Here is a 12652-nt window from a genome sequence, read left to right on the forward strand (position 1 = left end):
CGGCCAGCAGGCCGGCTGTGATGTTTCAGCTTGGCAAATTCAGACCTGAGTCGAAAACCGGTCGATCAGATGTCCTTCAGAGTTCCTTTCGGAAGTGCCGCTGCAACAGCAACTTTCTGAACCTTGACTTCAACATTGTCGGCGATTTCAACCACGATGAAGTCGTCGGAAACCTTGGTGATCTTGCCGGCTACGCCGCCGGAGGTAACCACTTCATCGCCTTTATCCAGGCCGGCCATCAGCGACTTGTGCTCTTTCGCACGCTTGGACTGGGGACGCCAGATCAGGAAATAGAAAATCAGGATAAAGCCGGCAAAGAAGATCACCTGCCCCATCACTCCCATACCCTGGGCACCCGCGTCCTGCGCCATGGCCAGTGCCGGCATCGCAGCAAAGAGTGCAGCAACAAGTAACTTGATTGATTTCATTGACTATCTCCGTTTTTAAGAAAAGTTCAGGTAGCGGTTCAGAATCGGCTTATCCCGCAGTCACTGTGCCATTGGTGGCACGGTTTCACCCCGGCGGGCGTAGAAGTCGCTAATAAAGTCCGACAATGTACCTGCTTCAATTGCGCCACGCAATCCAGCCATCACGTTCTGGTAGTACCGCAGATTGTGGATTGTGTTGAGTTGAGAGCCGAGCATTTCTCCACATTTATCGAGATGATGCAGATAACTTCTCGAAAAGTTCTCACAGGTATAGCAATCACACTGGTCGTCAAGTGGCGCAGTATCGTGCCGGTGCCTGGCGTTGCGGATCTTGATGATACCGGTGGAGGTAAACAGGTATCCGTTACGTGCATTTCTGGTAGGCATCACACAGTCAAACATGTCCACGCCACGGCGCACGGCTTCCACGAGATCCTCGGGGCGGCCCACGCCCATCAGGTAACGTGGGCGGTCTTCCGGCATTTTGGGTGGCAAATGGTCCAGAATCCGGATCATGTCCTCTTTCGGCTCCCCAACAGACAATCCGCCTATGGCGTAACCGTCAAATCCAATCTCCGTCAAACCTTCCAGGGAGCGGTCCCGCAATGATTCGTACATTCCGCCCTGGACAATCCCAAACAGCGCAGCCGGGTTACCGGAATGGGCCTGTTTGCTCCGCGCCGCCCAACGCAGGGACAGCTCCATGGACTCACTCGCCTGCTTCTCGGTGGCCGGGTATGGCGTACACTCGTCAAAAATCATCACGATGTCGGAACCCAGATCTCGCTGCACCTGCATGGCGATTTCCGGTGACAGCTCAACCGGGGAGCCGTCTATTGGCGACCGGAATGTCACGCCTGCTTCGGTGATTTTGCGCATCTCACCCAGACTGAACACCTGGAAGCCGCCGGAATCGGTGAGGATCGGGCCCTGCCATTGGGTAAAGTCGTGCAAATCGCCGTGGGCTTTCACCACTTCCGTGCCCGGCCGCAGCATCAGATGGAAAGTGTTGCCAAGGATGATCTCAGCCCCGATATCTTTTATGTCCCTCGGCAGCATGCCCTTGACGGTGCCGTAGGTGCCCACCGGCATGAAAGCCGGGGTTTCGACCGTACCCCGGGGAAACGTCAGGCGTCCGCGTCGCGCACGACCATCTTCCCCAAGTTTTTCAAAGGACATATAACACTGGTCACTCATCATTGTTCTCCGGATTCCGGCTACTCTTTCCTGCACAAGCAGAAAGGGCGCCCAAACTTGGCTCCTGCGCTGCGATAAACATCGCATCACCGTAACTGAAAAAGCGGTAACGCTCGGCGACAGCCGCTTGATAGGCCGACATCACGTTCTGATAACCGGCAAAGGCGCTGACCAGCATGATCAACGTTGACTCCGGCAGGTGAAAATTGGTCACCATGGCGTCCACGGTCTGGAAACGATAGCCGGGGTAAATAAAAATATCGGTTTCGCCCTGAAAAGGTCGAACCACCCCGCCGCGACTGGCGGATTCCAGGGACCGCACAGAGGTGGTACCAACGGCTACGACACGACCGCCTCGGGCGCGGGCCGCATTCACCGCATCAACCGCGTCTTGCGGTACATGGGCCACTTCACTGTGCATCACGTGATCTTCAATGCCTTCCACACGCACCGGCTGAAATGTGCCAGCCCCCACGTGCAAGGTCACAAAGGCGGTTTCAACACCTCTCGATTCAAGCTCCGCAAGAATCCGGTCATCAAAATGCAGGCCGGCAGTCGGAGCCGCCACGGCACCCGCTTCCCGAGCATACACCGTCTGGTAACGCTCGCGGTCCGAGGATTCATCCGGACGATCCACGTAGGGAGGCAGAGGCATATGACCGATGCGATCAAGAACATCAAGGATGGCTTCTTCACTGTCACAATGCAGGTGAAACAATGCCTCATCCCGACCGCTCATCCGCAACGGCGTGCCATCTTCGAGCAGAACTCTCTGGCCAACTTTCAACGCCTTCGAGGCACGTACGTGGGCCAGAATATCGTGCTCTCCAAGTACACGCTCGACCAACACCTCCACCTGACCGCCAGTTTCCTTGCGGCCAAAAAGGCGTGCGGGAATCACTCGTGTGTCGTTGAAGACCAGTAGGTCGCCTGGCTGAAGCAGGCCTGGAAGATCAGTAAAACGTAAATGCCTGGTATCGCCGGACAGCCCATCGAGGCTGAGCAACCGGGACGCACTGCGCTCTTTGAGGGGATACCGGGCGATTAGTTCATCCGGTAGATCAAAGTGGAAATCGGAGACGTTCATTGGATGGACTGTTTACACCGCGTTGAGCGGATCGTAAATGGTAGCGGCGGGCGGACTCGAACCGCCACGGGTTTTACCCCAACGGATTTTGAATCCGTCGTGTCTACCAATTTCACCACGCCGCCATCGGAGAGTGCTGGGGATTATACTGAGGTTTAATCTGAAAGCAATAACAAGTGCCGGACTTCCTTGTTCCGGCAGGCTTTTTACAAACGATCGAACAACGACAGCTGAGAGACCTGGGCAAACGACTGCTGCGCAGCCTGCAGCACAAAGCTCTGGAAGCTCAGGTTGCTGATAGCCTCGGCGTAGTCCACGTCACGCAATTGCGAACGGATGTCCTCACTGTACACAGACGAGTCTTCCAGAAACGATTTGGTGGAGTCCACTGCGTTCAGGCGCCCACCGATTTCCGTTTGCTTCTGCACAATGCTTTCCTGAGCATTGTCCAGATTTTGCAAAGATGCTGCGATCAGGTCGTCATAGGCCGCCTGCCCTCCTGGCGAACTCTTGTCGATATTGTCGAGGCCGTCAATCAGGTCTTCGATGGTGGCGAACACCGACTGCTTCTCACCGGCGCGAAGGGTGAATTCATCGCCATCGCCCGCATCGGTAATCGTCGCCTGCACGCCAGCAACTTCGAAGGACTCACCGCTGGTATATGCCGCTGGGGTCACGGTCAGCGGATCGCCGGTGCGGCTATTCTCAGCACTGACAGTTCCCGCCACGGTGTCAACGGTAATCGTAATATCGTCCGGCGAAACAGCCGAGAATGCGCCGTCATTGGCCACCTGAATACCATCAATTCGCGCGGCGGCCGCATTGCCGGGGTCACTCTCGGCAAACACTGCGGCGGGAATGGACGAATAAATGCCTTTACCATGATCGCTGATAGGCACCGTTACGCCATCGTCGATCTCCAGCACGCGCTGGCCCTCATCACCCTGATATACCCAACTGCCGGAGGCATCTTTTCCAAAGGCAGCCGTGGAACCTTGAAAGCCACTAAAAATATACTCGCCGGAGGCATCCCGGGTATTGGCTATATTGGCCAACTGCCCGATGCGCTCCTTCAACTCCGAGGAGATTGACTTGCGGTCGTTTGGCGACAGCGAACCGTTACCGGCCTGGACGGTCAGCTCCCGGATCCGCTGGATCACATCCACCGATCCGGCCAGCGCACTTTCTTCCTGCTGCAGTCGATTTTCAGCAAGCCCTGCGTTGCGCTGGTATGTCTCGATCCGGGACAGCTCCTGATCAAGCTTCAGGATACGCGCCGCCGCGACAGGATCGTCTGACGGCTTATTGACCCGCTTGCCTGTCGAAATCTGCTCCTGGGTCTGGTTCAGGCTGCTGTTAAGCTCCTGCAACCGGCTAATACCACCAGAGAATATCTGTTGTGATGAAATTCTGATCATGTCACATCACCTCGCACTGTTACCGGAAACTCTGCAACAGGGTATTGAACAAATCCTGGGCCACGCTCACCACTTGGGCAGACGCGTTGTAGGCTGCCTGGTACTGGATCAGCTTACCGGCTTCTTCATCCAGGTTGACACCGGAGACGGATTCCCGCTGATTGGTGGACTGCTCCAACAGCGTGCTACCGGCGTCTTTATCCAGTTGGCTCTGCCGGGTTTTCACACCAATATCCTCCACCAACCCTGCGTAACCTTCGGCGAAACTCTGACTGCCGCTGTTAAGGGTGTTCTCGGTTCCCAGCGCTGCCAGGAATTCGGCATTACGGTTATCTGACACCCCGTTGGTGTTGTAATTGATGCTGAACGAATCCCCGGGCCTCGGGTTGCCGGAAATTTCAAACTGGAAGCCGAAATAATCCGGCGAGCGCGGGTCCTCTGTGAACAGCTTGTTGGACTGGCCTGACTGGAACACGTTAACCGGTGGCACTGCTGCGGCATCGCCGGCCTGCAGGACCGTGTTTGTATTGGCGTCGACAATGTCATAGACCAACTGGCCGCCATCGTCACGGAACTGGATATCCAGCGGCGGATCCAGTTGGCCATCCTGTCGGAAATTGCCCAGCAACGAATTGGTAAACGGATCCCTGACGTCCAGCATCTTGCCCTGGTTAATACTGGCATCGCCGGTATTGCTCGCAGAACCTTCCGCCCTTACCGGGCTCGCAAAGGCCAGATCTTCTTCACGACTGACTTCCAGGCCGATATTGGCCGCTGCATTTCGGGTCGGCTCGATCAGGAACTTGTCACCGGCATTAAAAGTGCCCCCCTCAATGCGGATATTGAACCCCGGCATAGAGATTTCCGACTGCACCGGGTCCGGCAGGCGCCCCTGATTGACTACTTCCCCGGTTGCACGGTCCACCAGTTCGAAATTGCGCCCGTCTCCGCCAAACTGCAGCGACCAACTGCCAGCAGGAAGCTCGGAACTGTCGATAATCTCGACGGCAAGCTGAGCGTCCCTTGGAGCGCCATTATTCGCGTTAGCAATCACCCGGCCGCTCTGAGCCGCCGGGGAATTGATGTCACTGAAAAACAGCCCCCCCAGGTCGCCTTCGAGATCCATGCCGATTTCATGCTGATGATTGATCGTTTCGGACAAAGCAATGGCAACCCGGCCGAGTTCTGCGAAAGCAGGCTGCAAGGCCTCAGATTCAAACCGCTTCAGGCCGCCGAGTTTGCCGCCATTGACCTGGCTGTCCACGTTCAGCGTCCGACCACCCGTCGTCAGGGTGAACTCCAATCTCGTTGGGTCTTCCGCGTTGTCACGGGTTCCCAATTGTGCCGCTTTATCACCGACAACCAGCGCCTGGCCATTACGCAGCGAAACATTTACCTGGCTGCCTTCCGCCTGTACCACACTGATGTTAACCAGCTCAGACAGCTCACGGAGTTTTTCGTCGCGCTTGTCCAGCAGTTCATTAGGTTCACGGCCCTGGGCCAAACCGGGAGATTCGGAGATCGCAAGGTTCAGTTCGGCGATGCTTTTCAGCAGCGTATTGGCATCCTCAACGCCCTGCTCCATTTGCGTCTTGACGGATTCCCGCTGCTGGATGAATTCCTGGTTGAGAGCTTCGAAGCGGTTCACCACCTGCTGCGCCTCGCTCAACACCAATTGCCGCTGGGGCAACGATGCCGGGTCTTCAGCAGCATTCTGCAGGCTGGCGAAAAAATTGTTCAGGGCGTTGCTCAGGCCAGTGGATTCGCCGCCAAGCAGGTTGTCCAGGCGCGACAATTCCGAGTTCAGTGCTTCCTGCTCACCAAACAACGAACTGTCTTCGCGCACCTGTTGCGTCAGGTACTCGTTCGCCAAGCGACGGATGTTGGTGATGCTGACACCGGTGCCGATAGAGCCTGCGCCCGTGCGTTGCGCCGACTGGGTTTCAAACTGCACTTCCTGACGGCTGTAACCCGGTGTATTGGCATTGGTAATGTTGTTACCGGTGGTATTCAATGCCGCCTGGTGTCCGAGGATACCGGTCAGACCAATATTAATAAGCCCTGCCATAATGCTTACTCCTCAGCCCCGCGGGTACCCATGGACAGCGTTGCCATGGAATCATTGTTCATAATGCGGCGAATCTTGGCACCGTAGTTTGGATCGGTGGCATAGCCGGCTTCCTGAAGCCGGTTCGCAAACAACTCTGGATCATCCGCTGCCGCCAGCACATCGCGGTAGCGCGGGTTGGACTCAAGGAACGAGACATAATCCCTGAAGCTGGACTCATAATCCGGATACGCTCTGAAGGCCGCACGTTCATTCATCGGCACACCCTCACGGAATTCCGTCGTGGCAATGTTCACGGAGTCACCCTGCCAACGAGTGTCTGCCTTGATACCGAACAGATTAAAGCTGGGCGAACCACCATCGCCTTCAATCATGTGCCGGCCCCAACCGGTTTCCAGTGCCGCCTGTGCAATCATCAACCTTGGGTTGATGCCGCTTTGCGCTGCCACCTTTTCCGCAACAGGCAGGAGCTCTCGGACAAACTGTTCCGGCGAGTCAAACCGGCTTGGCATAACGGTACTGGTTTCTGGCGCCGCTTTGGGGCCGGCGGTGTCAGCCACCTGATTCACTTTGTCTACCTGCTCGGGCAAGCGCGAAGACAGCACCGGCATGCTACGATCGTAATCCGCCAGCGCAGTCTTATGGGCCGCCATTGGCTCACCCTTCTCGTCCATCCCGGGAATCTGACGGCTTAGCTGGCGCACCAGGGCGTCGGATATCCCCGTGCCCTGTTTTTGCGAAAGCGTCAGGCTCAGTTGGCTGTCGAACATCTCGCGATAAAACTCCGACTGCTGGCTGTTGAGGTAGTTACCCTCCGCGAACACGTCACCGGCCTTGCGCATAGCCTTGACCATTTCCGACAGGAACAGGCCTTCAAACTGCTTGGCCACTTCCTCAAGTGCCGCTTCCTTGTCCGTCCTGGCCTGGGCCTTCAGCGCGTTCAGACCACCGAAATCGGTATAAACCTGGGCTTTCTGGAGACTGGAATCCTGCATCATGCCCCCCTAGATCACTATCAGCTCGGCGCGCAGTGCGCCGGCCTGTTTGAGGGCTTCCAGCACTGCCATCACGTCACCGGGCGCAGCACCCACCTGGTTCACGGCCTGGACAATCTCGTTCAGGGTGACCGCCGGTCCAAACTGGAACATCCGGGCCGGGTCTTCGGTAATGGCAATCTGGGTATTGGGTTCAATCACCGTTTCACCATCAGTGAACGGGTTTGGCTGATTGGCCTCGGGGTTCTCTTCGATGGTGACGGTGAGGTTGCCGTGAGTCACCGCCGCCGGGCTGACCTTGACGTTCTGCCCCACCACAATGGTTCCGGTACGGCTGTTGATCACCACTTTGGCGGCGTCTTCTGCCGGGTTGACTTCAATGTTTTCCAGAATCGACAGGAAACTCACCCGCTGGGATGGATCCCGTGGCGCCTTGACGGATACCGAGGTGGCATCGTGGGCATACGCCATATCCGGGCCCAAATGGCCGTTGATGGCTTCCACCACCCGACGAGCCGTCGTGAAATCGGCCCGCAGCAGGTTGAATGTAATGGTATCGCCACGGGTGAACGGCGACATTACTTCCCGCTCAATGGTGGCGCCACTCGGAATCCGGCCAACACTGGGAACGTTCACGGTAATCCTGGAACCGTCGGCGCCCTGGGCACCGAAACCGCCCACCACCAGGCTGCCCTGAGCCATGGCATAAACCTGGTCGTCAGCCCCTTTCAGGGGCGACATCAGAAGGGTGCCACCACGCAGGCTGTCGGCGTTGCCGATGGACGATACCGTAATATCCAACTCCTGCCCCGGCTTGGCAAAGGGCGGCAGATTGGCAGTGATGGTAACTGCAGCCACGTTGGCAAGATTGGGGTTCACCCCTGCCGGCAAAGTAATGCCGAACTGGGTCATCATGTTGCGAAAGGTCTGGTTGGTAAACGGCGCTTTGTCACCGGTACCATCCAGGCCGACCACCAACCCATAGCCGACCAGTTGGTTGTTACGCACCCCCTTGATACGCGCCAGGTCTTTCAGGCGGTCCGCCAGCACAGGCGCCGCGATTACAGAGAGCGCAATCATCAGTATCCCAAACCTCAGCATCTTCATAGCGGGAACCACTCACTGTTAAAGAATCGCGCCAGCCAGCCCATCTGGTTGGCCTGGTCGAAATCACCGGTACCGCCGTAGGCGATACGGGCATCGGCAATACGATTGGACGCTACGGTGTTGTCCGGGGAGATGTCCTCCGGGCGCACCAAACCAGTCAGGCGGATGTACTCGTCGCCGTTGGTCAGCGACAGCCACTTCTCACCACGGATATGGAGAACGCCATTTGGCAGGACTTCCGTCACCGTTACGGTGATGTTGCCCGCCAGACTATTGCTCTGGTCCGCTTCTGCCTGGCCCTCGAAATCACGTTCCAGGTCAATGTCGGTGCCCAGATCGATGTTGGTTCGGCCCAGAATGCGCGGGTCCAGAATAGAAATATCATTGTCCTTGGTAATGCTGCTTTCAGCGTTCTTGCTGGCGCGAGTAGACTCTTCCAGTGTGACCGTGAGGATGTCACCGACATTCAGTGCCACGGTATCGCCGTATAGACTGTAGTTTCGTGAGGACTGATAGATAGCTCCGGATTCCGGGTCCCGCTGCATCATTGCCTCGGCACGCACCGGCGCGTATTGCGGGTCATCCGGAACAGCCCGTGGCCGGCTCATGGCGGTACACCCCTGAAGGACAGCCAGAGCCACAACCAACACGATAGTGCCGGTGTGGTGCCTGGCCACTCTGCTGTTACGAATAATGGGTGTCATGATTCCCCCTTTCTGCCGTCCGCTACCGATTAACCAATGTTGTTGGTAATGAACTGCAGCATCTGGTCCGTTGCCGAGACCACTTTCGAGTTCATTTCATAGGCGCGCTGGGTAGTGATCATATTCACCAACTCCTCCACTACTTCCACATTGGAAGCCTCCACCATGCCCTGCTCCAGAGTACCCAGTCCGCCAATTCCAGGTTCGCCCTCAGCCGGGTCACCGCTGGCATTGGTTGCCTTGAACAGGTTGTTACCAATCGCCTGCAAACCCTGTGGGTTAATGAAATCCACCAGAGTGATTTCGCCCAGGTTCACCGGGGCAGCCTGGTCATCGGTAATAGCGGTGACTGTGCCATCCTTGCCAATGGTGATATTGGTGGCGTTCTCCGGAACGTTGATATTCGGTTCCAGGGTGTAGCCGTCAGGGTTGACGATGTCACCATCGGAATTCAGCTGGAACTGACCATCACGGGTATAGGCAATCTGCCCATCCGGGAGCAGGATCTGCATGAATCCGCGGCCGTTCACTGCCATGTCCAGGGGCTGCTCGGTGACTTCCAGGTTGCCCTGGGAAAACTGCTTGGCAGTGCCCACGATGCGGACACCGGTACCCAGTTGGAGGCCCGACGGCAGCTCCGAGTTCTGGGTATTCAGACCACCGGGTTGCCGGTCAATCTGGTACAGCAGATCCTGGAACACGGCCCGGTCACGCTTGAAACCGGTGGTGTTCACGTTGGCCAGGTTGTTGGAGATCGTGGACATATTGGTGTCCTGCGCGCTCAACCCGGTTTTGCTGACCCAAAGTGCTGGATGCATGTCGTCTACTCCTTGCCGGGGGCGCTTTCAATGCGGCCAATTTTTGCCGCTTCTGCGCTCACCCGAACGATGTTCATAGGGTTTATCAGAGGTTCTGCAACAGTCGTGCCGACGCCTCTGAATTCTCATTAGCGGTCGTCATTATCTTCACCTGCATTTCGTACTGACGGGACAACTGCAGGTTGGAAATCATCTCTTCGACCGCATTCACATTGGAGCTCTCCAGGAAACCCGACGCTACGCGCATAGCGGCATCCGGTGGTTCAGGTCCATCCAGGGCCTGATCCGCCTTGCGGCGAATAAAGCCATCTTCGCCTTTTTCCAATGTTTCCCGCGGAGGGTTCACCAGCTTAAGGCGATCCACTTCAACGAGCTGATCCGGTGGGCCGCCAACAGGTACCACGGAGATGGTCCCGTCTGCGCCAATCTGCACATTATCGAAAGGAGGTAGTGCTACCGGCCCGCCATTGCCCATGACCATCTCCCCGCTGGAGAGGCGCACCAGACCATTTACATCGATTTGCATGCTGCCGGAGCGAGTGAACACTTCTTCGCCCTGCTGGTTCTGGACGGCCAGCCAGCCATCCCCTTCCACAGCGACGTCGAGTTTACGACCAGTGTCCATCAGCGAGCCGGCGGACAGATCGGTTCCAGGCCTCTCGGCCATGGCATAGGCACGGGTGGGATGGTGTTCACCAAAAACCGGCATACTGCGGGCCTGGGCGAAATCCGCCTTGAAACCGGTGGTACTGACGTTTGCCAGGTTATTGGCGTGGGCGCGCTGGGACAGCATGTTCTGCTTGGCGCCGGACATTCCTATATAGAGGGCTTTGTCCATGGGAAAACTCCTGCCGGAATATTGACTGTTTCCAGTCTTTCCAGTGTTCTAGCAGGAGTTGTGCCATGTTCACATTTCAGGGTTAGCGGAGGTTGATCACCGTCTGGGTCACGGCGTCGGAGGTCTCGATGGTCTTGGCGTTGGCCTGGTAATTACGCTGAGCAATGATCAGGTTCACCAGTTCCGCCGACAGGTCCACGTTGGACTCCTCAATGGAGCTCGCCTTGATCGATCCCAGGGTTCCCGTATCAGGTGCACCAACAATCGGCTGGCCGGACTCAAAGGTTTCAACCCAGGTGGTTTCACCCACTGGTGACAGGCCGTTGGTGTTATTGAATGAAGCCAACGCCACCTGGCCCAGGGACTGGGATTGGCCATTGGTGTACCGGGCAAACAGCACGCCCTGGTCCGATACGTCCAGGCCCGACAGCCTACCGGTGGCATAACCGTTCTGACGCTGGTCGTTTACCCCAAAGTCACTCCCGTACTGGGTGGTATTGCCCAGATCAAGCACGAAGGCCGATGTGGTCGGGGGCTCGGGAATCGGCGTGGTGATATTATCACCCGGTCCTGGAGGGCCATCTGCGCCGTTCGGAGTGCCATCGGCGTCTTTCGGCGTCCAGTCACCGATCAGAATTTCGCCGTTGGGATCACCGTTGACGGACTGCAGTTCCCCGTCCTGGTCAAAGCGAGCCTGGTAGGGGTTCTGATCGGTTCCGGCCACGAATTCACCGTCGATCTGCAAGTACACGGACCATTCACTCACACCCACACCGTTACCCGGTGCTGGTTGCTTCACGTAGAACTGGGTCATCTCGTGAGAGTTACCCAGGCTGTCGTAAACATTGGTCGATGTTGCGTGATTATAGGTACGCTGATCCAGCGGATTGAACTGGTTGGTAATCTCAATGTTACGCGCGTCCCAGGAGTCCGTGAGGTTTGTGGCACCGCTGGTTGAAGCAATATCCGTAATCTCACGATCGGCCTGCGGCCTGACCGTACCCACTGCAGTCTCCGGCGCCTGGTTAGGGCCATCGCTGGCAAAACCGGCGGTGACGTTGTTACCGCGGTTATCGATCAACCTCAGGTTTCCGCCCGTCAGTGACGCCGAGATCGTCGGCGCCTGGGCATTGTTGATCGCACTGACCAGGGAAGCTGCATCAGTCACACCCGTCGTATCCACGGGTACAGTGACCCCGCCTACCGCAAGGTCAAAGCTGAAGTTGCCAGCAGCAATGGCGGCGTTCAAATCCGCCTCAGACATCCCCTCGTAGGTGGTGGTCGCGGAGGCGGAGAGGCCGTCCTGCCCGTTGAGCACATCGACTACGTCAGCCGCTGAAAAATCAGTCGACCCCGCTGCGTTGATAGGTACGCTCACCACACTGCCATCTGCGTAGGTGATTTCGAAGGTTTCAGAAGGAAAACCGGTGGCACCGCCGGGTGCAGTATAGTCGCCCATATCCGCAACTCGACGCTCCAGCACGGTTTCCCGGGAATCCAGATTCAGGTCCGAGCGCAGATTCGTGGTGCGGCGAGGCGCCAGATTGTCGGTTTCAACCTGCAGATCACCACGAATACCGGAAAGGTTACCGTCGTCATCAGCAACGAACCCCTGAACCCGCATGTTCTGGTTGTTGGTGACAAAACCGTCTTTGTCGATACCGAACTGACCGGCACGGGAGTAGCGGACTTCACCGCCGTTGTTCAGCACAAAGAAGCCGTCACCGTTGATGGCAAGGTCCAGGCCGTTGTCGGTGAAACTGATATTGCCCTGCCCAAAGTTCTGCTTTACATCCTGTACCCGCACACCGTCCCCAATCGGATTGGTGCCGGCACTCAGGAAACCACTGGCGTACAGGTCACCAAACTGTGCCTGACTGCTCTTGAAGCCTACTGTGCTCGCGTTGGCAATGTTGTTACCGGTGACATCCAGATCAACCGATGACGCCCTTAAGCCGCTAAGACCTGTATTGAAAGCCATACTTCACCTCT

Annotated in this window: 11 protein-coding genes and 1 tRNA gene; all 12 read right to left on the reverse strand. The window is 57.0% G+C overall.

Features of this window, described 5'->3' with window-relative positions:
* Positions 1 to 65: 65 nt before the first annotated feature.
* Positions 66 to 428 carry a preprotein translocase subunit YajC gene (gene yajC, locus AC0B60_RS13460; protein ID WP_465086328.1) on the reverse strand — a complete coding sequence of 121 codons (363 nt, stop codon included), beginning with the start codon at positions 426 to 428 and terminating at the stop codon, positions 66 to 68.
* A gap of 60 nt (positions 429 to 488) precedes the next feature.
* Positions 489 to 1607 (reverse strand): tRNA guanosine(34) transglycosylase Tgt, encoded by a 1119-nt coding sequence (gene tgt, locus AC0B60_RS13465; RefSeq protein ID WP_465086372.1) that lies wholly within the window; start codon positions 1605 to 1607, stop codon positions 489 to 491.
* Between the two features lie 10 nt (positions 1608 to 1617).
* Positions 1618 to 2712: a tRNA preQ1(34) S-adenosylmethionine ribosyltransferase-isomerase QueA gene (queA, locus tag AC0B60_RS13470; RefSeq protein ID WP_465086329.1), complete on the reverse strand. Its 1095-nt coding sequence runs from the start codon at positions 2710 to 2712 to the stop codon at positions 1618 to 1620.
* Positions 2713 to 2750: 38 nt separating this feature from the next.
* Positions 2751 to 2837 (reverse strand) — tRNA-Leu (locus tag AC0B60_RS13475).
* An 81-nt stretch (positions 2838 to 2918) separates the two neighbouring features.
* Complete coding sequence (gene flgL, locus AC0B60_RS13480; protein ID WP_465086330.1) at positions 2919 to 4130, reverse strand: flagellar hook-associated protein FlgL; 1212 nt, start codon at positions 4128 to 4130, stop codon at positions 2919 to 2921.
* A gap of 19 nt (positions 4131 to 4149) precedes the next feature.
* Complete coding sequence (gene flgK / locus AC0B60_RS13485; RefSeq protein ID WP_465086331.1) at positions 4150 to 6198, reverse strand: flagellar hook-associated protein FlgK; 2049 nt, start codon at positions 6196 to 6198, stop codon at positions 4150 to 4152.
* Between the two features lie 5 nt (positions 6199 to 6203).
* Positions 6204 to 7193, reverse strand: coding sequence for a flagellar assembly peptidoglycan hydrolase FlgJ (flgJ, locus tag AC0B60_RS13490; protein WP_465086332.1), 990 nt, complete (start codon positions 7191 to 7193; stop codon positions 6204 to 6206).
* 9 nt (positions 7194 to 7202) lie between these two features.
* Positions 7203 to 8300, reverse strand: a complete 1098-nt coding sequence (locus tag AC0B60_RS13495) for a flagellar basal body P-ring protein FlgI (RefSeq protein ID WP_465086333.1) — start codon at positions 8298 to 8300, stop codon at positions 7203 to 7205.
* Positions 8297 to 9004: a flagellar basal body L-ring protein FlgH gene (gene flgH, locus AC0B60_RS13500; protein ID WP_465086334.1), complete on the reverse strand. Its 708-nt coding sequence runs from the start codon at positions 9002 to 9004 to the stop codon at positions 8297 to 8299. Before flgH ends, AC0B60_RS13495 begins: the two co-directional genes overlap by 4 nt.
* A gap of 29 nt (positions 9005 to 9033) precedes the next feature.
* Complete coding sequence (gene flgG / locus AC0B60_RS13505) at positions 9034 to 9822, reverse strand: flagellar basal-body rod protein FlgG (protein WP_465086335.1); 789 nt, start codon at positions 9820 to 9822, stop codon at positions 9034 to 9036.
* 85 nt (positions 9823 to 9907) lie between these two features.
* On the reverse strand, positions 9908 to 10660 hold the full coding sequence (locus AC0B60_RS13510; RefSeq protein WP_465086336.1) for a flagellar basal body rod protein FlgF: 753 nt from the start codon (positions 10658 to 10660) through the stop codon (positions 9908 to 9910).
* An 82-nt stretch (positions 10661 to 10742) separates the two neighbouring features.
* Positions 10743 to 12641: a flagellar hook protein FlgE gene (locus tag AC0B60_RS13515; protein ID WP_465086337.1), complete on the reverse strand. Its 1899-nt coding sequence runs from the start codon at positions 12639 to 12641 to the stop codon at positions 10743 to 10745.
* Positions 12642 to 12652: the final 11 nt, after the last annotated feature.

The organism is Marinobacter sp. V34 (genome assembly GCF_055524115.1).

Bases quoted from the DNA above. Each gene is read 5' to 3' on its own strand.
- flgK (WP_465086331.1), bottom strand. From the start codon at position 6,198: ATGGCAGGGCTTATTAATATTGGTCTGACCGGTATCCTCGGACACCAG.
- yajC (WP_465086328.1), bottom strand. From the start codon at position 428: ATGAAATCAATCAAGTTACTTGTTGCTGCACTCTTTGCTGCGATGCCG.
- flgG (WP_465086335.1), bottom strand. From the start codon at position 9,822: ATGCATCCAGCACTTTGGGTCAGCAAAACCGGGTTGAGCGCGCAGGAC.
- flgJ (WP_465086332.1), bottom strand. From the start codon at position 7,193: ATGCAGGATTCCAGTCTCCAGAAAGCCCAGGTTTATACCGATTTCGGT.
- AC0B60_RS13515 (WP_465086337.1), bottom strand. From the start codon at position 12,641: ATGGCTTTCAATACAGGTCTTAGCGGCTTAAGGGCGTCATCGGTTGAT.
- AC0B60_RS13510 (WP_465086336.1), bottom strand. From the start codon at position 10,660: ATGGACAAAGCCCTCTATATAGGAATGTCCGGCGCCAAGCAGAACATG.
- tgt (WP_465086372.1), bottom strand. From the start codon at position 1,607: ATGTCCTTTGAAAAACTTGGGGAAGATGGTCGTGCGCGACGCGGACGC.
- queA (WP_465086329.1), bottom strand. From the start codon at position 2,712: ATGAACGTCTCCGATTTCCACTTTGATCTACCGGATGAACTAATCGCC.
- flgL (WP_465086330.1), bottom strand. From the start codon at position 4,130: ATGATCAGAATTTCATCACAACAGATATTCTCTGGTGGTATTAGCCGG.
- AC0B60_RS13495 (WP_465086333.1), bottom strand. From the start codon at position 8,300: ATGAAGATGCTGAGGTTTGGGATACTGATGATTGCGCTCTCTGTAATC.
- flgH (WP_465086334.1), bottom strand. From the start codon at position 9,004: ATGACACCCATTATTCGTAACAGCAGAGTGGCCAGGCACCACACCGGC.